Source organism: Bacteroides celer (genome assembly GCF_002632415.2).
Taxonomy (GTDB): domain Bacteria; phylum Bacteroidota; class Bacteroidia; order Bacteroidales; family Bacteroidaceae; genus Bacteroides.
Genome location: NZ_CP178209.1, coordinates 4,717,606 through 4,742,945, shown reverse-complemented (window position 1 = coordinate 4,742,945; position 25,340 = coordinate 4,717,606). Strand labels below are relative to the sequence as shown.

Below are 25,340 nucleotides of genomic sequence, written 5' to 3'. Positions count from 1 at the left end.
TTGAAATTTTTAAAGAGAAAATAATATGGATTTCCGTACACAAATAGAGTTACCTGTTGGTTTACCGCCTATTACTCATGCCGGACAAATACTCATGATGGGATCTTGCTTTGTCCAAAATGTAGGGAATTTTTTGAAAGATGCCAAATTTCAATTAGATTTGAATCCTTTTGGTATTCTTTACAACCCTTCTTCTCTTTCTGCTGTTCTGATTGAAATCTTAAAAAGAAAAGTATATAAGAAGGGTGACTTGTTTTTCCATAATGACCTTTGGCATAGTCCTATGCATCATGGTCTTTTTTCTGGACCTACCTTGGAAAGTACATTGCAGAATATCAATATTCGGCTGTTACAAGTTCATCAGGCTATGCAAAAACTTGACTGGCTGATGTTGACTTTTGGAACTGCTTATGTTTATGAGCAGAAAGAAACGGGAAAGGTAGTGTCTAACTGTCATAAACTGCCTGAGAATAAATTTAATCGTAGGCTTCTGTCTGTTGAAGAAATAGTAGAAGATTATACAGCACTCATCACCGAAATGTCAGCCCTGAATCCGGCTCTGAAATGGCTGTTTACAGTCAGCCCGATCCGTCATATACGCGACGGGATGCACGCCAACCAGTTAAGCAAATCGACTCTGCTGCTCGCCATCGACCGATTGCAACAACTGTTCCCGGAACGAGTGTTCTATTTCCCCTCTTATGAAATCATATTGGACGAATTACGTGATTATCGTTTCTATGCCGACGACATGCTGCATCCGTCTCCTTTGGCGATTCGTTACCTGTGGGAACGCTTCTCCGAAACCTTCTTTTCTCCTGAAACAAAGCAGATTATCGTAGCTGTGCAAGACATCCGCCGGGACTTGGCGCACAAACCCTTTCATCCCGAGTCAGAGGCGTATCAACGCTTTTTAGGACAAATAGTGTTAAAAATAGAACGACTTATCGGAAAATACCCGTACTTAGATTTTCAAAAAGAAACAGAACTATGTCATATGCGATTGAATCCATAGCCAAAAGTATCGGTGCCCGCCGTGTGGGCAAACATAAAGCGACTATTGATTGGCTGCTAACAGACAGCCGCTCTTTGAGTTTTCCGGAAGAAACTCTTTTTTTTGCTTTAACTACCAAACGAAATAGCGGAGCCCGTTATATCCCCGATTTATATGACCGGGGCGTACGTAATTTTGTAATTACGGAAGAAGACTTTAAAGAAGTTGAGAATGGAGAGTTGAGAGTTGAGAGTTCTATGCAGCATGATGGTGCGCAGCCCACTCTCAATTCTCAACTCTCAACTCTCAACTTCCTCATCGTTCCCAATCCTCTGAAAGCTTTGCAGAAGCTTGCCGAAACACATCGTGATAAATTTAAAATCCCTGTGATCGGTATCACTGGCAGTAATGGAAAAACCATTGTGAAGGAGTGGTTGCATCAGTTACTTAGCCCGGATCGTTGCATCGTTCGTTCTCCACGCAGTTATAATTCGCAGATCGGAGTTCCACTTTCTGTGTGGCAACTTTCTGAAGAAGCCGAACTGGGTATTTTCGAAGCCGGTATTTCCGAGATGGGGGAGATGGGAGCTTTGAAACGAATGATTAAGCCTACCATTGGTATTCTGACCAATATCGGTGGTGCCCATCAGGAAAACTTCTTCTCCTTGCAGGAGAAATGCATGGAAAAGCTGACGCTTTTCAAAGACTGTGATGTCGTGATTTACAACGGTGATAACGAGTTAATCAGCAATTGTGTCGCAACATCAATGCTGACGGCACGTGAGATTGCTTGGAGCCGTACCGACATTGAACGCCCGTTGTATATCAGCCGTGTGACCAAGAAAGAAGATCATACCGTTATATCTTATCGTTATCTGGAGATGGATAATACTTTCTGTATCCCTTTCATCGATGACGCTTCCATTGAAAATGCACTGAATTGCCTGGCAGCTTGTCTTTATCTGATGACGCCTGCCGATCAGATAACCGAGCGGATGGCCCGTCTCGAACCGATTGCCATGCGTCTGGAGGTGAAAGAGGGGAAGAATAACTGTGTACTGATTAATGATAGCTATAATTCAGATCTGGCATCATTGGATATTGCTCTCGATTTCCTTGTACGCCGCTCGGAAAAGAAAGGCTTGAAACGGACGCTTATCCTGTCGGATATACTGGAAACCGGACAAAGTACCGCTACGCTTTATCGGCGTGTGGCACAATTGGTGCAGAGCAAAGGTATTAATAAACTGATTGGAGTAGGGCAGGAGATATCTTCTTGTTCCGCTCGTTTTGATGATGATCTCGAACGATATTTCTTTCCTAATACAGAAGCACTCCTTGCATCCAATATACTTAAATCGCTTCATTCGGAAGTGATTCTGGTGAAAGGTTCCCGCGTGTTCAACTTTGATTTGGTATCCGAAGCCCTCGAATTGAAGGTGCATGAAACCATTCTCGAAGTAAATCTCGGAGCGATGGTAGCCAACTTGAACCATTACCGTTCTATGCTTCGCCATCCGGAAACAAAGATGATCTGTATGGTGAAAGCATCAGCTTACGGAGCCGGTTCGTATGAAATTGCCAAGAGTTTGCAAGAACACCATGTCGATTATCTGGCTGTAGCCGTTGCTGACGAAGGTTCCGAACTCCGCAAGGCAGGCATTACCGCCTCTATTATCATTATGGACCCGGAACTTACTGCATTCAAAACCATGTTTGATTATAAACTGGAACCGGAAGTCTATAATTTCCATCTGCTCGACGCACTCATCAAAGCTGCGGAGAAAGAAGGAATCACCAACTTCCCCATTCATGTGAAACTTGATACAGGTATGCACCGTTTGGGCTTTGCGGTAGAGGATATTCCATTGCTTATCCGTCGACTGAAGAATCAGAGCGCGGTGATTCCCCGTTCGGTATTCTCTCATTTTGTAGGAAGTGATTCGTCACAGTTCGACGCTTTCACCCGCGGACAGATTGAATTGTTCGAGAAAGGTTCGCAAGAATTGCAGGCCGCCTTCTCTCATAAGATTCTCCGTCATATCTGTAATACGGCAGGAATCGAGCGTTTCCCCGAAGCACAGTACGATATGGTGCGCTTGGGAATCGGACTTTATGGAGTCAGCCCGATAGACAATTCGATAATACATAATGTAAGTACGCTCAAGACCACCATCCTTCAGATCCGGGATGTTCCTCAAGAAGATACGGTAGGATATAGCCGGATGGGGCATTTGGTACGCCCTTCCCGCATTGCAGCTATTCCTATCGGTTATGCGGATGGACTGAACCGCCACTTGGGACGCGGCAACGCCTATTGCCTGGTGAACGGAAAGAAAGCTCCTTATGTGGGGAATATCTGTATGGACGTTTGCATGATTGATGTGACGGATATTGATTGTCGGGAAGGCGATCAGGCTATCATCTTCGGTGATGATCTGCCGATTACGGTGTTGTCCGATAAGCTGGAAACGATTCCTTATGAAGTGTTGACAAGTATATCGACACGGGTGAAACGGGTATATTATCAGGATTAATTCACCACAGATTACACGGATTCACACAGATTGAAGAGAATATATAGTAGCAATAAATCGAAAGATAAGCTATAAATCTGTGTGAATCCGTGTAATCTGTGGTGAAAATGATTATATTTGCAGCAACTATTAAAAACCTCTTATATCAAATAAACTTATGACAAACTTATTATTGTTAGGCTTTTTGCCCAGTGGTTCCGAATGGATTATTATCGCTTTGGTTATCCTTCTTCTTTTTGGTGGAAAGAAAATTCCTGAACTGATGCGCGGATTAGGCAAAGGCGTAAAGAGCTTCAAAGACGGTGTGAACGAAGCGAAAGATGAAATAAACAAGGCTAAAGACGAGTTGGACAAACCAGTAGATCCTTCTAAGAACTAAAAGAGCACAACATACGGATGGCAGAAATGACCTTTTGGGATCATTTGGACGAATTGCGTAAGGTACTTTTTCGGGTAGTTGGAGTTTGGTTTGTATTGGCAATAGGCTATTTTATTGCTATGCCCTACCTCTTCGACCATGTGATACTTGCGCCTTGCCACAATGATTTCATATTCTACGATTTATTACGGCATATTGGTAAAACATTTGATTTGACCGATGACTTCTTCACGCAACAATTTTATGTGAAGCTGGTCAATATCAACTTGGCTGCTCCTTTCTTTATTCACATGTCGACAGCATTCTGGATGTCGGTGGTGACGGCTATGCCTTATATCTTTTTTGAAATATGGCGTTTCATCAATCCCGCCCTTTATCCGAATGAGAGAAAGGGCGTGCGTAAAGCATTGACTATCGGAACACTGATGTTCTTCATCGGTGTACTGTTGGGCTACTTTATGGTTTATCCGTTGACTCTCCGTTTCCTTTCTACTTATCAGTTGAGTTCGGAAGTGGAGAATATCCTGTCGCTCAATTCTTATATCGACAATTTTATGATGCTGATTCTCTGCATGGGATTGGCTTTTGAACTTCCATTGGTTACATGGTTGCTTTCTTTAATGGGAGTGGTCAACAAGTCCTTCCTGCGGAAATACCGCCGTCATGCGGTTGTCGTCATAGTGATAGCTGCTGCTATTATTACTCCGACGGGAGACCCGTTCACCTTGAGTGTTGTTGCTATTCCGCTTTATCTGTTGTACGAGATGAGTATTTTGATGATAAAGGACAAGAAGAAAACAGAAGAGGAAGTTGAAGATGAAGCTGGAGATGAAGTTGCCCTGTCCGAAGAGTGAAGCGATAGAATCTTATGAAATCCTTTTAGCAGTTTGCCGGGCGGAAGATACCCATCTTGCCGTAGGATATAAGCAAATGCGCGACTTGCTGGAGCGTATTTGTCGCGCGCAAATGCAAAACGAAAGCTTACAGATGACCGACCTTTCCGCACGAATCAGTTTTGTGGCGGCTAAGGTCGGTCTCTCTGTTGCAGAGCAGAACCGGCTGCATACTTTCCGGCTCACTTCGAATGCTATCCTGAACCGCCAGCAGGAGCCCAACCGGGAACAACTCTTGCGCGATGCGAAAACATTAGCTTTCTTTATTCGTAAACTCCTGGAAGAGGATATTCCCTTGGAACTATACCGGCTACTTCCGCGTGCGGATGCCACCTACCTGGTTGCGCCTCCTGCCCGCGAACGGGTGCAGCGAATGCGTGTCTGCTTCCAGTATGCCGACGAGCAATATTTGTATGTGACTCCCTTGGACGAAGTCTCGGAGAAACCATATTTAGTTCGTTATAATATTCCTCAAATCAATGAAGAGTTTGCAGAAACGTGCAAACTGCTTTGGCGTCATGCCCAGGTCAATTTATTGGATGTTGCAGTGGATGAGGCGGGAATCCTGACTCCTTCTTTCATTGTACTCGAACCGGATTATTTACTTGACATCAGTTCTTTGGCAGAATGTTTCCGTGATTACGGGCATCATCCGGCCAATTATTTTCTTTCCCGTCTTCAACCGATCGAAAATGCCCGGCCTCTGTTGCTGGGAAATATAGCCAATCTTTTCCTGGACGAATGGATTTATGCGAAGAGTGAAGACATAGATTATCGTACCTGTATGCAGAAAGCCTTCCGGCGTTATCCTATTGAGCTGGCTGCCTGTTCCGATTTGCGCGACAAAGAGAAAGAACGCCAATTCTTTGAGGACTGCAAACTGCACTTCGATCATATTCGTGAAACGGTCAATGATACCTTTCATGCAGCCGGTTATGAACTGGACAAGACGGATGCCGTGCTCGAACCTTCTTATATCTGTGAAGCACTCGGACTTCAGGGACGTCTCGACTATATGCAGCGGGACATGTCTTCTTTCATAGAAATGAAATCCGGCAAGGCGGATGAATACGCTATCCGGGGCAAGGTAGAGCCGAAGGAGAATAATAAAGTACAGATGTTACTTTATCAAGCAGTCCTGCAATATTCGATGGGAATGGATCACCGGAAAGTGAAAGCCTATTTGCTTTATACCCGTTATCCGCTCCTTTATCCCTCCCGTCCTTCGTGGGCGATGGTACGTCGGGTGATTGACTTGCGTAACCGCATTGTGGCCGATGAATATGGCGTCCAATTACGCAACAGTCTGGAATATACGGCACAAAAACTGGAAGAAATCAATGCCTCCACCTTGAATGAACGAGGATTGAAAGGACGTTTTTGGGAAACATATCTGCGTCCTTCTATTGATAACTTTCAATCGAAACTGAAAGCTCTTTCTCCAGTGGAAAAGAGTTACTTCTATGCGGTGTACAACTTTATTACAAAGGAACTTTATACCTCAAAATCCGGTGATGTGGATTATGAAGGACGTACCGGGGCAGCTTCTTTATGGCTTTCTACATTAGCGGAGAAATGCGAGGCCGGAGAAATCATTTATGATTTGAGAATAAAGGAGAATCATGCTGCCGATGAACATAAAGCCGGACTTACTTTTTCTTTCTTTAAAAAGGAAAAGGCTGGGGAAACTTTGTTGAATGAGTCTGGCGTAAATGACATTACCGGAGATAAAGCTATTGGAAATGATATTACTGGAAATGAAGCCTCTACAAGTAAGACTGTCAGAAGTGAAGCTCTTGAAACAGAGACTTCTCTCCCTAATTTCCGTCAAGGCGATGCTATTATCCTTTATGAACGTAACAGCGATACAGATAACGTCACCAATAAAATGGTTTTCAAGGGTAATATTGAATACCTGACAGAAAACGAAATAGGTATTCGTTTACGTGCTACCCAGCAGAACCCATCTGTACTTCCTGCCGAAAGCCTTTATGCGATAGAACATGATACAATGGATACAACATTCCGCTCGATGTATCAGGGGTTATATATTTATCTTTCTGCAAGGAAGGAACGTCGTGACTTGTTGCTGTCACAGCGTCCTCCTCGGTTTGATGAATCATTGGATTCCATGATTTCCCGTTCGGAAGACGATTTTATGCGAATCGCCCTGAAAGCAAAAGCCGCACAGGATTATTTCCTTCTTATCGGACCTCCGGGAACAGGCAAAACTTCATGTGCCCTGAAGAAAATGGTAGAGACTTTTCATGCAGATAAAGATGCGCAGATTCTTTTGCTTTCATACACCAACCGGGCTGTCGATGAGATATGCAAGTCGCTGGCTTCCATTGCTCCGGCTGTTGATTTTATACGTGTGGGAAGTGAATTATCATGTGATGAAGCCTACCGCGGGCATCTGATTGAAAATGAATTATCCTCTTGTAACCGTCGTTCGGAAGTGTACGAACGTATCCGGAATTGTCGGATTATTGTGGGAACGGTAGCGGCTATTTCCGGCAAACCGGAACTGTTTCGTTTGAAGCATTTTGATGTAGCCATTATTGATGAGGCTACCCAAATATTGGAACCGCAGTTGTTGGGCATCCTCTGTGCACGTGGAGAAGACGGAAAAGATGCAATAGATAAGTTTGTCTTGATCGGAGATCATAAACAACTGCCTGCTGTGGTACAGCAAAATACGGAGCAATCGGCCATTTATGATGAATCTTTACTGTCTATCGGGTTGACCAATCTGAAAGATTCCTTGTTTGAACGCCTCTACCGGAACTGTACTGCAACAGTTCATCGCTCCTACGATATGCTGTGCCGTCAAGGGCGAATGCATCCGGAAGTTGCTTTGTTTGCCAATCGTGCTTTTTACGGGGGGCGGCTGATTCCTGTCGGACTACCTCATCAAATAGAGGACTCGGACACGATCTGCCGTTTAGCCTTTTATCCGTCTGTGCCGGAGAAAGCAGGAGCATCTGCCAAAATCAACTATTCGGAAGCATGTATCGTTGCGGATTTAGCCGTTCGCATTTATGAACACCATCAGTTGGATTTTGACGAATCCCGTACTTTAGGAATCATTACTCCTTACCGGAGTCAGATAGCATTGATTAAAAAAGAAATAGAATCAGTAGGTATTCCGGTTTTGAATCGCATTCTGGTTGACACGGTGGAGCGGTTCCAGGGAAGCGAGCGTGATGTAATAATCTATTCCTTCTGTGTCAACTACCCTTATCAATTAAAATTTCTATCCAATCTGACGGAAGAAGAGGGTGTTTTGATTGACCGGAAACTGAATGTTGCCTTGACCCGTGCAAGGAAACAGATGTTCATCACGGGAGTTCCCGAACTCTTGGAACGCAATCCTCTCTATAAAAGTTTATTAAAATTAATAGAAGGCTCCTGAAAAATTGCATCATTTTTGCAGATGTTAGTTTTTATTCTCTCTTTATGCAATTCATTAACACCTCTATATTGAACAAACGCCTATATTTGCAACACGTTTTTTTCATAGAGATTTAGATTTAAGGTTAGAAGAATTGTGGAAGTCGTGAGACTTCCCTTTTTTTCATCTTAACGTTTACTATACTTCATTATAGGAATGCAAAACACTGTTTTTTAGTGTTACGTTTAAAAAAATTGCAGGAGGATGATGCAGGATAAGTAAACCTAAAAAGCCTTCTTCGTGAGAAGAGGCTTTTTTATTTTTCATTTTTTGAATAATTGGTTAAAAACAAAAGAGTAATCCGGCGACGGATTACTCTTTTGTTTTTATTGATAGTATCTATTGAAATGGAATTAATCCAATACGATAGGTTTGTATTTCGGAACTAATGCCTTCATGATGACCCAACCAAGCAGATAAGCTACTGCACACACGCAGAAAATTATGAAATATCCGGCAGGTTTACCTTCGAAGCCCATGAATGTCATGGCAGGGTGTACGAATTGTGCTCCTTGTTCGAGCAATTCTTTCGTCATTTCCACCTCTTTGCCGTCAACCATTGTTGTTCCGGAAGCATATACGAACAAGTTCCCTGCCACTTTCTGAAGAATCATAGAACCTACGCCTCCTGCCATACCACCGATACCGGTAATACTTGCAATAGCCGTTCTTGGGAACATATCACCTACAGTAGAGAAGATGTTAGCTGACCAGGACTGGTGAGCAGCACCACCGATGCCGATTAAAATAACCGGGAACCATGGAGAAACCGTACCTAACGGCTGTGCCAACAATACAACCAATGGGAAGAAGGCGAAGATCAACATCGCTTTCATACGGGCTGCATAAGGATTCATACCCGTTCTGTTGATGAAGATGGTAGGTAATTTACCACCATAGATGGATAACATGGTTACCGCATAAAGCGTAAAGATTAATGCCATACCCAACGGGTCGGAGGTTTTGATGCCGAATTGAGTATTCAGATAAGACGGAGTCCAGAAAAGGAAGAACCACCATACACCGTCAGTGGTGAACTTACCGAAGATAAAGGCCCATGTCTGCTTGTAGCTGAAACATTGCCAGAACTTCATTCTTTTTTCATCTTTCTCATCTGTCATCGGAGCACTGCCTGCTTCGCGCTGGTCTTGTTCGATATAATCAAGCTCTGCCTGATTGACATGTTTGCTTTTAGATGGAGCATCGTACATGAATACCCAGAATCCCATCCAAATGAAGCCAAGTCCACCAATCACGATAAATGCCATTTCCCAACCGAACGCTTTGGCTAAGATAGGAATGGTAAGAGGGGCAATCAATGCGCCGATTGACGCACCCGCATTAAAGATGGAAGTAGCATACGCACGGTCTTTTTTAGGGAAATACTCTGCAGTTACTTTAATAGCGGCAGGGAAGTTGCCAGCTTCTCCTAAGGCCAGAATACAGCGGGCAGCGAGGAAGCAATACATACTGACAGTAGCGATAACGACAATAGTGTCTCCTGTTGCACCAGCCAGTTCTGCTGCGCTGTGGAGACCAACGTGAGCTTCTGTGATGATGCCGCAGACAGCATGGAGGCAAGCACCGGCAGACCAGACACCAATGGCCCAAAGGTAGCCTTTTTTAGTTCCCATCCAGTCGACAAAACGACCGGCAAACAGCATACATATAGCGTATACAATCGAGAAAACAGAAGTAATAGTACCGTAGTGAGATTCGTCCCAGTGGAATTCTGGTTTGATAAATTCATCCCATGTCAATGAGAGAACCTGACGGTCGAGATAGTTAACTGTGGTAGCAAAAAATAGCATAGCACAGATAGTCCATCTGTAGTTTGTCATTTTTTCGCCTGTTTTTTGAAATGCATTCATGATAATGGATTTAAATAGATTTTGTTTCGTTGACAAAGGTCGGTATTTAGACTGAATTTTATTTGTAAAAATTGGTCAAAATCATGTATTATTCGTTGCATTATAGTTGGATTTTGTTACATCCTATATATAATAAGGTAACGAATGTTTGTTCTTTGGGGGAAGAATATGCAAAATCCGGAAAACTTCATTCCTTTCTCTCGCAGGAGAAAAGAATGAAGTTTTTCGGATCATTGATTATATGTATGAACAGGAATACGCAACGATTAGCGCATTTCTGTATATTTGATTTTGTCCATATCTCCGTAGTCGAGGTTTTCACCTGCCATACCCCAGATAAACATGTAGTTGCTTGTTCCGGCAGCAGCGTGAATAGACCATTCCGGTGACATGATAGCTTGTTCATTCTGCATCCATACAATACGCTCTTCTTGAGGTTCGCCCATGAAGTGACAGATCGCATTTCCTGCCGGTACATTGAAATAGAAGTATGCTTCCACACGACGAGAGTGAGTGTGTGCCGGCATCGTGTTCCATACGCTACCCGGTTTCAACTCTGTCAGTCCCATCTGTAATTGGCAAGGACCTTCTTCAAGTACGTTGTTAACAATTAACTGGTTGATAACGCGGTCGTTGCTTTCTTCCATCTTTCCGGCAGCAAATGAGTTGGCTTTCAGAGAACCTTTGCGTCCGTCGATAGTAATCAATTGAGTTTTGTATTCCTTGTGAGCAGTAGCCGAGTTGATGTAGAACTTGGCAGGATTGCTGGAATCTTTGCTCTTGAAAGTCACTTTCTGCTTGCCTCTACCTACGTATAAAGCATCTTTGAATTTCAGCGTATATTCTTTACCGTCTACGGTTACGATACCTTCGCCACCAATGTTGATGACACCCAGTTCGCGGCGTTCAAGGAAGAATTTAGATTTCAGCGGATCAATCGTTTCAAGTACCAGTTCTTTTGTTGCAGGTACTGCACCACCGAAGATCAGGCGGTCGTACATTGAATAAGTAACGTTGATTTCATTCGGAACCATTACTTTCTCCATCAGAAAGCTACTACGCAGGCGGTTGGTATCATACGTTTTCACGTCTTGAGGACTGCAAGCCACTTGCATCTTGTAATTCACCTGGGCAGAAGCAGACATTGCTGCGATACCCAACATCATTGCAATTGCTAATTTTTTCATCATCTTTTCTTTATAGGATTTATATTATTCTTTATGGGTTGATGCATTCTTTGCGTCATTTCTAGTCATGCGGATACGGTTGTAGATAGCCATTCCGAGTGCCAGTGCCACGAGGATGGCAGGACCGATAATCTTCAGACTGTAGGTCAGGTGGAAGATACCCCAACAGAAGAGGCTGGAAGCAAAGTCGAGTGCTCCACCTTCAAAACCGGGGGGGATATTCACTGTCGGGTCGCCCGTTGCGGCATATACATCTTTGGCGGCCAGTGTGAAGAAGCCTGCCAGTCCTGTTACGAAATACAGACCGACTGTCAAAGCCACCAGACCGATAATAAATGATTTCACTACGTTACCTTTTGTAATAGGCAGAATCATCGGGAACAAGTAGAACATACCTGCCAGGGAAGCCAGCGGTAAAAAACGGTTGCCCGGAAGGATAACAGCCAGGAAGATAGTTACAGGGATTAAAAGTAGAGATACCACCAGGGTAGTCGGGTGACCGATTACCAGTGCAGGGCTCATACCGATGCTCAATCCGGTGTTATTCTTATATTTCTTAGCAATCAGCTCGCGGGTAGCGTCAGAAATAGGTTTCAAACCTTCGATGAAGAGACTGGTGATACGTGGAATCAATTCCATTACCGCACCCATCTTGATACCCAGTCCTAAAATGCCCGGAATACCATCCAACACTTCTTTCCAACTGGCACAACCCAGTGCGCCGATACCGCAACCGATCACAATACCCAGGAACAACGGTTCACCCATCAATCCGAATTTCTTTTTCATGCCTTCCGAGTCGATATTCAGTTTGTCGAATCCCGGGATTTTATCAAGTAGTTTATTAATTACAATGGCAAACGGAACAAAACTTTGGCAAAAAGGTTGCGGAATAGAGATACCTTCCATCTTATCATAAAACTTTTGGAAAGCAGGAGCAGTCATATCCGCCATTACCAGTGTAATGATGTAGCAGATGATTGCTGCAAAGAAGCCCCAGAAGATATTGTCGGAAGCAAAATAGACGATGGCTCCGATAAAGGCGAAATGCCAGTAGTTCCAAAGGTCGATGTTGACGGTGCGGGTTGTTTTGGTAAGCAACATCAGTAAGTTAACACCCAGACAGACCGGGATAATAAAAGCACCGACAGATGTATTGTAGGCAACTGCTGCTGCAGAAGGCCATCCCATGTCGAAAATACCCAGTTCCAATCCGTAGATTTCTACCATTTTACTTAGTGCAGGGCCCAGGCTGCTGGTAAGCAACGCTGTGACTACCGATAAACCAACGAAACCGACACCTACCAATAAACCGCTTTTCAGCGCTTTAGAGAATTTAATACCGATACATACTCCTAAGATTGTGAAAATGACCGGCATCATCACTGCCGCTCCAAGACCGATAATGTACTTGAATACTTCTTCCATTCTGTTCTATTTTTTCTCTGTTTTAATGATAAATTACCTGTGTTTCCCCAGAGGGTATTAGTTGTAAACCGTGCCAAAAGTAAGACCTTTTTTGCTTTCTTCCAAAACGAAACTCTTAATTTATGAGATATTGCATCAAAAATGGACATTTTTGACGTTTGCGTGCACAAAATTAGTCGTTTCCGTGCACGAAAAACAAAAAATGCACCTACTTGACTAAAAAATCCCACTGGCTTTGGAGGAAAAACACTACTTTTGTAGCGTGAAAGACTTGTATGTTTAATCCTTAAAATAACAAACCATGAGACGAACTCTTTTTTATAATTTTTTTATATTGACTCTGCTGGTTACAATGTCACTTCCGGCATCGGCACAACAGGTAGACAGCAAGCTTCCCTGGTCTGTGCGGCTGACTGAATCGGAAATGATCCGTTACCCGGAATCCTGGCAGCTTGACTTTCAGCCGAAACTCAAGTGGGATTATTGCCATGGACTTGAATTGGGAGCCATGCTTGATGTGTACGATACTTATGGAGACAAGAAAATTCGCGATTATGCCATCGCGTATGCGGATACAATGGTGCACGAGGACGGAAGTATTACCGCTTATAAATTAACCGATTATAGCCTCGACCGTATCAATTCCGGAAAAATCCTTTTCCGTATCTATGAGCAGACCAAGAATCCTAAATATAAGAAAGCGCTCGACCTGCTTTATAGCCAGTTTGAAGGACAACCGCGCAATGAGGACGGTGGTTTCTGGCACAAAAAGATTTATCCCCACCAAATGTGGCTGGACGGAATTTACATGGGAGCTCCTTTCTATGCAGAATATGCATTTCGTAATAATCTCCCGCAGGATTATGCAGATGTAATCAACCAGTTTGTCACTTGTGCCCGTCATACGTACGATCCTAAAAATGGTCTTTATCGTCATGCGTGCGATGTAAGCCGCACTCAACGTTGGGCGGACCCGGTGACCGGACAGTCGAAACATACATGGGGACGTGCAATGGGATGGTATGCGATGGCATTGGTGGATGTGCTCGAATTTATTCCGCAGCATGAAGCCGGAAGAGATTCCCTGCTTGATATATTGAATAATGTAGCTGTGCAGGTGAAGAAACTTCAGGACCCGAAGACCGGAGGATGGTATCAGGTGATGGATCGGAGTGGTGATAAGGGTAATTACGTAGAATCTTCTTGTTCCGCTATGTTCATTTATTCGCTCTTTAAGGCGGTTCGTTTGGGATATATTGATAAGTCTTATCTGGATGTGGCATTGAAAGGCTACAAAGGATTCCTGGATAATTTTATCGAAGTAGACAAGAACGGATTGGTAACCATCACCAAGGCTTGTGCAGTGGCAGGATTGGGAGGAAAGGTATATCGTTCCGGCGATTATGACTATTATATTAATGAAACTATCCGCAATAACGATCCTAAAGCCGTAGGACCTTTTATTATGGCTAGCTTGGAATACGAACGTTTACAAAAGTAATTTCCGACAATGAAAAGGACTATTTTTAAAGGAATGATGTGTTTGCTTCTACTGGGTGTGGGAGCAACATCTGTTTATGCACAACAACAGCAACGCAAAGACACATTAGTCGTGGCACGCGACGGGACAGGGGAGTATCGTAACATTCAGGAAGCCGTGGAAGCTGTCCGCGCTTTTATGGATTATACGGTAACTATATTTATCAAGAATGGTGTCTATAAAGAAAAACTGGTCATCCCTTCTTGGGTAAAGAATGTTCAACTGGTGGGCGAAAGTGCAGAGAAAACGATTATCACTTATGACGATCATGCCAACATCAATAAGATGGGGACATTTCGTACCTATACAGTAAAAGTAGAGGGAAATGACATTACTTTTAAGGATCTGACGATTGAGAATAATGCGGCTCCATTGGGACAGGCGGTAGCCCTTCATACCGAAGGTGACAGGCTCATGTTTGTCAACTGCCGTTTCCTGGGAAATCAGGATACTATTTATACGGGTTCTGAAGGAACACGGCTCTTATTTACCAATTGTTATATCGAGGGGACTACCGATTTTATTTTTGGTCCCTCCACTGCTCTATTCGAATATTGTGAGCTTCATAGCAAACGTGATTCATATATCACGGCCGCTTCAACCCCACAAAGTGAAGAATTCGGATATGTCTTCAAGAACTGCAAGTTGACAGCTGCTCCGGATGTGAAAAAAGTATATCTGGGTCGTCCGTGGCGTCCTTATGCCGCAACAGTCTTTATTAATTGTGAGTTTGGTAATCACATCCGCCCTGAAGGATGGCACAACTGGAAGAAGCCGGAGAACGAAAAAACGGCTCGTTATGCCGAATTTGGAAATACCGGTGCAGGTGCTGACACGACAGGACGTGTAACGTGGGCCAAACAACTGACGAAGAAGGAAGTAGCGAAGTATATCCCGGAAAACATTTTTAAAGAAAACAGCAACTGGTATCCTTATAAATGAAACAAGTAAGGTAGACAATCGTTTGCCAGCTTGTTAATTCGGTTTCATGCTTTGAAACTTTTTGTTTCCCGCCTTGAAACTAAAGTTACCCCATAGGGGAAACAATGGTTTAGTTACGGGGAAACTAGAGTTTCTCGCCGGGAAACTATTGGTCTCATTACTTGAAACTATCTGTTTAAGCACTTAATAAGTACAGGTGATAGGTGATAGGTTGAAAAACAACCTATCACCTCCTCAAATCCCGATGAATAAGGCTTTTGCGTGGTGGCGGTGATAGGTGATAGAGGAAAATGATTTTTTTATATGGAGAGTAACATAATAATAGTAGGTGGATATGAAGACACAAAGATATAAAATGATGTGGCTGCTGGCAGCCGTTTTTATTCTTTTTTCTGCGTTTCGTGCAGACAAACCGGTAATCACTATCTTCATGATAGGCGATTCAACGATGGCTAATAAGAAAATGGACGGAGGAAACCCTGAACGTGGTTGGGGAATGGTGCTTCCCGGATTCTTCTCCGAAGATATACGGATAGACAATCACGCTGCCAATGGACGAAGCTCCAAGAGCTTTATCAGCGAAGGACGCTGGGAAAAAGTAATTTCTAAAGTGAAAAAAGGAGATTATGTCTTTATTCAGTTCGGTCATAACGATGAGAAAGCAGACTCTACCCGTCACACCGATCCGGGAAGTTCTTTTGATGAAATTCTTCGCCGGTATGTGAATGAAACCCGTGCCAAAGGTGGAATACCGGTGTTGTTCAACTCTATCGTCCGTCGAAACTTTGTGCAGCCGAAGGATGACGCCATTGCAAAAGATGTCCGTCGTACACCGGGGGAAGAGGAACAACCGAAAGAAGGAGTTGTTTTATTCGATACACATGGTGCTTATCTGGATGCTCCCCGTAATGTGGCAAAAGAAGTGGGAGTGACTTTTATCGACATGAATAAAATCACTCATGACTTGGTACAAGGACTTGGCCCCGTAGAGTCAAAGAAACTGTTTATGTTTGTTGAACCTAACCAAGTGCCCGCTTTCCCGAAAGGTCGTGAAGACAATACTCACTTAAACGTATACGGAGCACGAACCATTGCCGGGCTGGCAGCGGATGCCATCGGCAAGGAAATTCCGGAACTCGCGAAATATATCCGTCATTACGACTATGTAGTGGCTCAAGATGGTAGCGGTGATTTCTTTACTGTGCAGGAAGCGATCAATGCAGTTCCTGATTTCCGCAAAGATATCCGTACCACTATTCTGGTTCGCAAGGGGGCTTACAAAGAAAAGATTATCATACCTGAATCCAAGATTAATATTTCCCTGATTGGAGAAGACGGTGCAGTATTGACTTATGACGGCTTTGCAAACAAAAAAAATATATTTGGCGAAAATATGGGAACTTCCGGTTCATCCAGTTGCTACATCTATGCTCCCGATTTTTATGCGGAGAATATCACTTTCGAGAACTCATCAGGCCCCGTAGGACAGGCAGTTGCCTGCTTTGTGTCTGCCGATCGTGCCTATTTTAAGAACTGTCGTTTCCTGGGCTTTCAAGATACTCTCTACACATACGGTAAGCAAAGTCGTCAATATTACGAAGATTGCTACATCGAAGGAACAGTCGATTTTATTTTCGGATGGTCTACGGCTGTTTTCAATCGCTGCCACATTCATAGCAAGCGCGACGGTTATGTCACTGCTCCCTCTACCGATAAAGGGAAAAAGTACGGCTATGTCTTCTACGATTGCCGGTTGACGGCTGATGCGGAAGCTACAAAGGTCTATTTGTCACGTCCCTGGCGTCCGTATGCACAGGCTGTATTTATTCGCTGCGAACTGGGGAAACATATTCTTCCTGTTGGCTGGAATAATTGGGGTAAGAAAGAGAACGAAAAGACAGTCTTCTATGCCGAATATGAGAGCCGGGGCGAAGGAGCCAATCCGAAAGTGCGTGCCGCTTTCTCCCAACAACTGAAAAACCTCCAAGGATACGAGATCACGACTGTACTGGCAGGCGAAGATGGATGGAATCCGATAGTGAACGGAAACAAACTGATAACAGTGAAACGTTGACTTCACGAATTTGTAAAGAAATGAATTACTAAGCAAAAAACAATGGATATATAAAAGACAATAGATCACTTGTCCTATAGAATGGCTCGATTCTGTTAAATAGCCGCTAAAGATTGCATAAAACTACAACTATTTTTCTATCTTTACGGCACAGAACCGAGTGATATGATGAAGAAAACCTTAATTTTAGTAATCTTTTTGCTAGCTATTGTGTTCTTGACACATGCACAGCAGCACTGTTTTTTCACCCACTATTCTACTGAAGATGGATTATCCCAAAATACGGTGATGAACATCTTGCAGGATCACAAAGACAATCTTTGGTTTGCCACTTGGGATGGAATCAACCGTTTCAACGGTTATACCTTTAAAACATATAAGGCCCGTCAGGGAAACTACATTAGCCTGACCAATAATCGCGTAGACCGTATCTATGAAGACCGTTACGGTTTTTTGTGGCTACTGACTTATGATAATCGTGTTCATCGTTTCGACCCGAAGACGGAAACTTTCGAACAGGTACCTGCTGCCGGAGAGGAGGGGAGTGCTTTTAATGTACATACCATTGAGGTGATGCCGAACGGAACCGTCTGGCTGCTGACAGAAAATGACGGAGCCATCCGCATCCTGACTCATTCGAATGAGAATAATCGTCTGACATGGGATATTTATTCCAGTAAGACGGAACTGTTTCCCTCTTTGCATGTATTCAAAGTACATCAGGATAAAGCAGGCAATGACTGGCTGTTGACGGATAACGGCCTCGGCATGATCCGCCCCGGAAAGAAAGAACCGGATTCCTATTTTACGGAGACAAAAGGGAAGTTTGGCGGCATGAACCAAGCCTTCTATGCAGTACAGGAGCGGGATAAGGACATCTGCTTTGCTTCGGATCATGGACGTATCTGGTCTTATCAGAAAGATAGCGGAGAATTTACGTTGATCGAACTTCCTACAAAAGGGCAGATCACTTCCATTCACCCCGTTGCACCGGACGTTTCTGTAATTACTACCGATTCGGATGGTTTCTTTACTTATAACCTGCGGACTAAAACAAATGTGCATTATTCATTCCTGACTTGCAAGGCTTTACCCGCAAAACCGATCCTTTCTGCTTATGTAGACCGTGCTTCGGAAGTGTGGTTTGAGCAGGAAGAACCGGGTGTTGTAGCCCATTTTAATCCTTCGACCGGAGTGGTGACCCGTGAACAGATTCTTATTGAATACAGTAATCCCGAACGTTCCCGTCCGGCCTTCCATATCCATGAAGATGTAAACGGATATCTTTGGGTACATCCTTACGGAGGAGGTTTCTCTTATTTTGATCCTCAAAAAAAGCGGTTGGTTCCTTTCTATAATGAATTGGGTAGCCGTGACTGGCGTTTTTCCAATAAGATTCATTCGGCTTTTTCCGACAAACAAGGTAATTTATGGCTTTGCACCCACTCTAAGGGATTGGAGAAGGTGACTTATCGGAATGTACCTTTTGCGATGATGACTCCCATGCCGCATGAACATGAATCATTGCATAATGAGGTGCGTGCCCTGTGCGAAGACAAACTGGGTAATCTGTGGGTTGGCTTAAAAGATGGCATGCTTCGTATGTATGATGCCGATAAAACTTATAAAGGATACCTGACCGAAAGCGGTATCGTTTCTACTACTGGTACTCCCATGTTGGGAACTGTTTATTTTGTTATTCAGGATTCGAAAGGAATAATCTGGATTGCAACAAAAGGAGACGGACTTGTCCGTGCCGAGCCGACTTCTTCCAACGGAATGTCTTATAAACTGACCCGTTATCTTCATCGTGAAGAAGATATGTATAGTTTGAGCGATAATAATGTGTATTGTATCTATGAAGATCATTATGGTCGTATCTGGGTAGCTACTTTTGCCGGAGGTATCAATTATATCACGGAGAATGAAGCAGGAAAGACATTGTTTATCAATCACCGGAACAATCTGAAAGGGTATCCGATTGATCCTTGCTACAAAGCGCGTTTCATTACTTCCGATAATAATGGACGCCTGTGGGTAGGTACAACTACGGGAGCTGTTGCTTTTGATGAGAACTTTAAGAAACCGGAGGATGTGCAGTTCTATCATTTTTCCCGTATGCCGAACGATACGCAAAGTCTGAGTAATAATGATGTTCATTGGATTATTTCCACTAAGAAAAAGGAACTGTATCTGGCTACTTTCGGCGGGGGACTCAACAAACTGGTATCTATCAGTAAGGACGGCCACGGAGAGTTCAAATCATATTCCGTACTGGACGGTCTTCCTTCCGACGTCTTGCTTTCTGTCCGCGAAGATAGTAAGGAGAATTTATGGATTAGTACGGAGAATGGAATTTGTAAGTTTATCCCGTCTGAAGAACGTTTTGAAAGTTACGACGAACGTAGTATTACTTTCCCGGTGCGCTTTAGTGAAGCGGCTTCTACATTGACGGCTAAAGGAAGTATGCTTTTCGGTGCCAGTGGGGGAGTCTTTATATTTAATCCCGACTCTATTCGTAAGAGTAGTTATATCCCACCTATCGTATTCTCCAAACTGATGGTGACTAATGAGGATATTACGCCCGGAGATAACCCCTTGTTGAAGGTGGATATTGACGATACCGACCCATTGGTGCTCTCACACAAAGAGAATATTTTCTCCGTTCACTTTGCGGCACTCGATTATACCAATCCGCAGAATATACAGTATGCTTATATTCTCGACGGATTTGAGAAACAGTGGACTTTTGCCGACAAGCAGCGTAGTGTGACTTATACGAATCTTCCGAAAGGAGAGTATGTGCTCCGTGTTCGTTCAACGAATAGTGATGGTGTGTGGGTGGATAATGAACGTATACTGAACATTGTTATTCTGCCTTCTTTCTGGGAGACGCCGGTAGCTTATGTGCTTTATGTTCTTTTTATTCTGATTATTATTCTCGTAGCCGTTTATATCCTGTTTACTATTTATCGGTTGAAGCATGAAGTTTCGGTCGAACAGCAGATTTCAGATATAAAACTGCGTTTCTTTACTAATATATCGCATGAGTTGCGTACTCCGCTTACGTTGATAGCCGGTCCGGTGGAGCAGGTCTTGAAGAATGATAAATTGCCGGCTGATGCTCGCGAACAGTTAGTGGTGGTTGAACGGAACACCAATCGGATGCTCCGTCTTGTCAATCAGATTCTGGACTTCCGCAAGATTCAGAATAAGAAGATGAAGATGCAGGTGCAGCGGGTGGATATTGTACCTTTCGTCCGTAAGGTGATGGATAATTTTGAAGCTGTGGCCGAAGAACATCGGATTGATTTCCTGTTCCAGACCGAAAAGGAACATCTTTATCTTTGGGTGGATGCCGATAAGCTGGAAAAGATTGTATTCAATTTGCTTTCCAATGCATTTAAATATACGCCGAATGGCAAGATGATTACGATGTTTATCCGGGAAGATGAAAAGACGGTTTCTATCGGTGTGCAAGATCAGGGTATCGGTATCGCGGAAAACAAAAAGAAGTCACTGTTTGTCCGTTTTGAGAATCTGGTAGATAAGAATCTTTTCAATCAGGCTAGTACGGGTATCGGACTTTCATTGGTGAAAGAGTTGGTGGAAATGCATAAAGCGACTATTTCCGTTGATAGTCATTTGGGAGAAGGGAGTTGCTTCAAAGTCGATTTCCTCAAGGGAAAAGAACATTATGATAAGGAAGCCGAGTTTATTCTGGAAGATGCGGATGCTCCGGCAAGAATGGGACAGGTAGTGGATATAGCCAATTCTTCCATTCAGTCTGAAACGTTGGTAAGTGATGATTCGGAGAAGATTGAAGATGTGTATGGGGAAGAATTTGCGAAAGAAGAAAACTCCAAAGAATTGATGCTGTTAGTCGAAGATAATCAGGAGTTACGTGAATTCTTGCGCAGTATATTTTCTCCGATGTACCGGGTGGTGGAAGCTGCTGACGGTAAGGAGGGGGCAAACAAGGCTTTGAAGTACCTGCCGGATATTATCATCAGTGACGTGATGATGCCTGAAAAAGACGGTATCGAAATGACGCGTGAACTGCGTGCGGATATGACGACCAGCCATATACCTATTATCTTGCTTACTGCCAAAACTACGATTGAAAGCAAACTGGAGGGATTGGAATATGGTGCGGATGATTATATAACGAAGCCTTTCAGTGCTACCTATCTGCAAGCACGTGTGGAAAATCTGTTGATGCAGCGTAAGAAACTGCAAAGTTTCTATCGGGATAGTCTGATGCATATCAATATTTCTACCGGTCAGGAGGAAGTGCCTGTGGCTACGGATATGCCGTCTGCTGAAGAAGATGCGTCCGAAACTCCACCTACAACTCTCGAAATGTCTCCCAACGACCGTAAGTTTATGGATAAATTGGTTGAATTGATGGAGCAGAACATGGATAATGGAGAACTGGTGGTAGATGATCTTGTTCGGGAACTGGCTGTCAGCCGTTCTGTCTTCTTCAAGAAGCTAAAAACACTTACCGGATTGGCTCCGATTGAATTTATCAAAGAAATGCGTATCAAACGGGCTACACAATTAATAGAAACTGGAGAATTTAATATGACCCAGATTTCGTATATGGTCGGCATTAATGATCCGCGTTATTTCAGTAAATGCTTTAAAGCACAGGTTGGAATGACGCCTACGGAGTATCGGGATAGAGTGGGGAGATAATAATAGGAAAGGAAAGAAATAGAAAGGGGGATGTTCAAAGCTCCCCTTTTATCGAAATCACCCTCGCTACAACTATCTGTGGCGAGGGTGATTTTTTGTTTATGAGAGTTCCGATACATTTACCCTCATCTTGGTTATCCGAATTTATTTTTTAGGGTACAGATGATTCACAAGGCTGTTCATATACATTTCCAGGTTTGTATATTCCGGGCTTAATGTATATTTGGCTCCGTCTGAAGGATCATTGGGATTAAGGTTGTGTTTCTTTTCCCATTCATCGGGAATACCATCACCATCTGTATCAACAAGTGCTGTTTCTGATTTATATTCCGGCCATCCTCCTACATCAGACGGTTGGTCAATCATTCCATTCGTGCTTCCGTGAGAACCTTCGTAAGTATAAGTGCCTTTGAGAGTTTCATCTACGATGCGTTGGTCTACGGCATCACGGCGATATGAAGCTCCGGCAAACTCGAGAACATCTTTGTAGGCTTTCTTGGCGGGTTGCAAAGAAGTATGTTCGGCTATGTCAAACGCATTTTTAGACAGTACTTCTTTTTCTGTGGCAAAGTCTTTTTTGATAACCAGTCCGTAAGAGTTATCCATATTCACTTTATAAAGAGCCTCTTTCTGCTTATCAGTCAGTTTGGGACAGGTAGGATCCATATAGTTACCTTTGAAATAGAATACACCATGAACACCTGCTTTATTGTTGTTTTTGCCATCATCGGCATACGCTGTAAACAAGCGTTTGAAAGAACCTTTTGTCGCACTGAAAGGTCCCGGTTTATAGTAGTTATTGATAAAGTTGTAGGAACCTCCTTCACCGGCATAAGCACCGTCACTGCCATAATTATAAATCACATTATTGAATAATTCCACTTTTTCATCTTCCGGACGACCCGTATAGCGGCTTCCGCAAAGACGGGGTGTGCGGTTAGTGTGATGGGCGAGTAAGTTATGGTGAAAAGTAGCAGGTTGTCCACCCCAGATACCTCCATAACCATGCGCTCCCTTTTCGTGGATAGAATTGGCGAGACTTTCACTGATGATGCACCACTGAAGTGTGAAATTACGGTTATCATAGAATGTGGCACATTCGTCCGTACACCAACTCATGGAGCAGTGGTCTATGATAATGTTTTGGTGCGCTTTAGTACCATTCATTGCGTCGTCACCTTTTTGTTTGATGTCGACTCCCATACGGGAACGGATGAAACGGACGATAACGTTGTCTGCCTGAATAGAGAATGTATAGTTTTTCAGGCAAATGCCATCACCCGGAGCTGTCTGTCCTGCAATGGTCACATCACCATTGCTGAGTTTTAATGCTTTTTGTAATTCAATAATTCCGCTAACCGCAAAGACAATGGTGCGGGGACCTTTCTTGCTGATAGCCCAGCGAAGTGTCCCTTCCGAACCGTCGTCTGCCAGGGACGTAACAGTGTATACAGTACCTCCGGCACCACCGGTGGTATATTTTCCAGCCCCGTCGGCACCGGGGAAGGCGAGAACTTTGGAACGATCCGGGGTAGGATAGTCCTTTGATGTTTTTTCAACCGAAATGGCAGGTTGCATGGCTTGTCCCACTAGAGGAAAAGCTAATATCAAACTACAGATTGCTAATATATTCTTTTTCATTACTAATTTATCATTTGGGTTCGAATTTACTAAAATTATTCTATAACACTGCCACCTGTCGCACCATTTACCATGATTTCGTGCACCAGACTATTGAGATACATTTCCAGATTAGTGTACTTCCCGTTTTTGTCAATAGTCATTTCTTTTCCATCAGCAGATTTCTTGGGATTCAAACCATATTCTTCTTCCCAGTAGTCGGGAATACCGTCACCGTCCGTATCTTTCACGTTTGCATTGGTTACAGATTTCAGAACATCGTAGGGATCATTTACGCCTAAGGCTGTGCAGACATCTTTCGGGTCGTTGATATATCCACTTTTGTTTTGTGAGTAGCCGGAAAGACCTTCCCATTTGCTGGCATCTCCCGTGCAACTTGCTTTTCTGTTTTTAACGTCACTAATTATCAACTCGTCAACTTTATCACGATAGTTGCTGGCTCCTGCATAGCTCATCACACGTTCATAAGCCTCATCCGGCGTATGAGTTCTTACATTTCCTGCCTTAACTACCGGTGAACTTGATTTTATCTGGGTATGTTGGTTCCAAAGCTCCGTAGTTGCACAGTTTTTACCGTCCATTTGGGCAAATACGCCTTTTGTCCAGTTATCATTGCTAACAGTCGTATTGCCTACCACTTTATTTCCGTCGATATAAAACTTTCCCCAAGTTTGAAGCCATTTTTTGTAAGCTTCGCCGGAGTAATTTTCCGGATATACATCCGGCTTGGCGATACGGTATGCGCGGTCTGCTTTACCGCTTTCATCGGTTCCGGGGCCTGGCTTGTAGTAGTTGTTAACGATATTCACGTGTTGCGCTTCACCACCGTAGCAGCCTTCGCCTCCCCAATTGTAGTAAACATTGTTGCGCATATCCACTCGCTCTCCATCGTTGTTGTTCAGTGCTAATGTAGTATATCGGGGACCAAGGCGTGGAACACGGCTTTCGCAATGGGCTATCAGGTTATGGTGGTAAGAGGCATAGTTTCCTCCCCAGTTACCGCCATATCCGTGAGAAGCGAATTTGCCTGTGGCAGTATTGATCTTTACATCAGTCACACGTAAGGCTTGATAAGCTAAACACCATTGTACGGTAGAATTTTGCATACCATAGACAGAAAGACATTCATCGCTTCCCCAGCTTACTGAACAATGGTCGATGATTACATTTTGTTTGTCACAACCTCCTAATCCGTCGCAGTCTACGTTAGAGTTTCCGGGGCGGAAACGGATGAAACGAATGATGATATTGCTGGAATTAATCGTAAATGGATAATTGGCGATACAGATACCGCCCGGTGATGTTTGTCCGACAATGGTCAGATCATCTTTCTGGGTTTTTAATTCCGATTTCAAATAGATGGTACCCGACACATCAAATACAATCGTTTTAGGACCGTCTTGTTTCATAGCCCAGCGCAGACTTCCGCTGATACTTCCACTGGCGTCGTCTTCAAGGCTAGTCACATGATAAACTTTTCCCCCGCGTCCTCCGGTGGTATTGCGACCGTGACCTTCGGCGTATGGGAAAGCAAGAAGTTCTCCATAATCCAGTTGCTTGACATCAGAAGATGTTCCACCTGGATTATTTGTTCCTCCACCTGTATCATCTACAGGATCGTCGGAAGAGCATGAAGTACATAATCCTGCGATGCTGAATGCAATAGCTACATAAAATAGAGATATTTTCTGCTTCATTA

At 43.6% G+C, this 25,340-nt stretch carries 14 protein-coding genes; 9 read left to right on the top strand and 5 right to left on the bottom strand.

The window, feature by feature from the left end; all coding sequences use genetic code 11:
- The first annotated feature begins 25 nt into the window (after window positions 1–25).
- The 5 genes from CJF29_RS19310 (at window position 26) to CJF29_RS19290 (ending at window position 8,218) form a co-directional block, all read left to right on the top strand.
- Window positions 26–1,015 (top strand): GSCFA domain-containing protein, encoded by a 990-nt coding sequence (locus CJF29_RS19310; protein ID WP_074556823.1) that lies wholly within the window; start codon window positions 26–28, stop codon window positions 1,013–1,015.
- Window positions 991–3,531: a bifunctional UDP-N-acetylmuramoyl-tripeptide:D-alanyl-D-alanine ligase/alanine racemase gene (locus CJF29_RS19305; RefSeq protein ID WP_074556822.1), complete on the top strand. Its 2,541-nt coding sequence runs from the start codon at window positions 991–993 to the stop codon at window positions 3,529–3,531. Before CJF29_RS19310 ends, CJF29_RS19305 begins: the two co-directional genes overlap by 25 nt.
- Before the next feature lie 157 nt (window positions 3,532–3,688).
- Window positions 3,689–3,910 (top strand): twin-arginine translocase TatA/TatE family subunit, encoded by a 222-nt coding sequence (gene tatA / locus CJF29_RS19300; RefSeq protein WP_004301497.1) that lies wholly within the window; start codon window positions 3,689–3,691, stop codon window positions 3,908–3,910.
- Window positions 3,911–3,927: 17 nt separating this feature from the next.
- Window positions 3,928–4,764 (top strand): twin-arginine translocase subunit TatC, encoded by an 837-nt coding sequence (tatC, locus tag CJF29_RS19295; protein WP_004301498.1) that lies wholly within the window; start codon window positions 3,928–3,930, stop codon window positions 4,762–4,764.
- Window positions 4,727–8,218 carry an AAA domain-containing protein gene (locus tag CJF29_RS19290; RefSeq protein ID WP_074556821.1) on the top strand — a complete coding sequence of 1,164 codons (3,492 nt, stop codon included), beginning with the start codon at window positions 4,727–4,729 and terminating at the stop codon, window positions 8,216–8,218. The genes tatC and CJF29_RS19290 overlap by 38 nt, the downstream gene beginning before the upstream one ends.
- Before the next feature lie 392 nt (window positions 8,219–8,610).
- Here the strand turns inward: CJF29_RS19290 and CJF29_RS19285 are convergent, their stop codons facing one another.
- The 3 genes from CJF29_RS19285 to CJF29_RS19275 form a co-directional block, all read right to left on the bottom strand.
- Complete coding sequence (locus tag CJF29_RS19285) at window positions 8,611–10,128, bottom strand: MFS transporter (protein WP_004305304.1); 1,518 nt, start codon at window positions 10,126–10,128, stop codon at window positions 8,611–8,613.
- 266 nt (window positions 10,129–10,394) lie between these two features.
- Window positions 10,395–11,315 (bottom strand): 5-dehydro-4-deoxy-D-glucuronate isomerase, encoded by a 921-nt coding sequence (kduI, locus tag CJF29_RS19280; RefSeq protein ID WP_099145998.1) that lies wholly within the window; start codon window positions 11,313–11,315, stop codon window positions 10,395–10,397.
- 24 nt (window positions 11,316–11,339) lie between these two features.
- Window positions 11,340–12,743 carry a PTS galactitol transporter subunit IIC gene (locus CJF29_RS19275; protein ID WP_099145983.1) on the bottom strand — a complete coding sequence of 468 codons (1,404 nt, stop codon included), beginning with the start codon at window positions 12,741–12,743 and terminating at the stop codon, window positions 11,340–11,342.
- A gap of 301 nt (window positions 12,744–13,044) precedes the next feature.
- Here CJF29_RS19275 and CJF29_RS19270 point away from each other — a divergent pair, with 301 nt between their 5' ends.
- The 4 genes from CJF29_RS19270 (at window position 13,045) to CJF29_RS19255 (ending at window position 22,000) form a co-directional block, all read left to right on the top strand.
- A complete protein-coding gene (locus CJF29_RS19270; RefSeq protein ID WP_099145984.1) occupies window positions 13,045–14,244 on the top strand; it encodes a glycoside hydrolase family 88 protein in 1,200 nt (399 codons plus the stop codon).
- 9 nt (window positions 14,245–14,253) lie between these two features.
- Window positions 14,254–15,225, top strand: a complete 972-nt coding sequence (locus tag CJF29_RS19265; protein ID WP_081353330.1) for a pectinesterase family protein — start codon at window positions 14,254–14,256, stop codon at window positions 15,223–15,225.
- A 334-nt stretch (window positions 15,226–15,559) separates the two neighbouring features.
- Entirely contained in the window at window positions 15,560–17,299 is a 1,740-nt protein-coding gene (locus tag CJF29_RS19260) for a pectinesterase family protein (protein ID WP_074556818.1), read from the top strand.
- A gap of 165 nt (window positions 17,300–17,464) precedes the next feature.
- Entirely contained in the window at window positions 17,465–22,000 is a 4,536-nt protein-coding gene (locus CJF29_RS19255) for a two-component regulator propeller domain-containing protein (protein ID WP_099145985.1), read from the top strand.
- A gap of 144 nt (window positions 22,001–22,144) precedes the next feature.
- On the opposite strand, the gene CJF29_RS19250 is transcribed toward CJF29_RS19255, so the two are convergent.
- Both CJF29_RS19250 and CJF29_RS19245 read right to left on the bottom strand, forming a co-directional pair.
- Complete coding sequence (locus CJF29_RS19250; RefSeq protein WP_074556816.1) at window positions 22,145–23,641, bottom strand: pectate lyase; 1,497 nt, start codon at window positions 23,639–23,641, stop codon at window positions 22,145–22,147.
- Window positions 23,642–23,676: 35 nt separating this feature from the next.
- A complete protein-coding gene (locus tag CJF29_RS19245) occupies window positions 23,677–25,338 on the bottom strand; it encodes a pectate lyase (protein WP_099145986.1) in 1,662 nt (553 codons plus the stop codon).
- Window positions 25,339–25,340 lie beyond the last annotated feature (2 nt).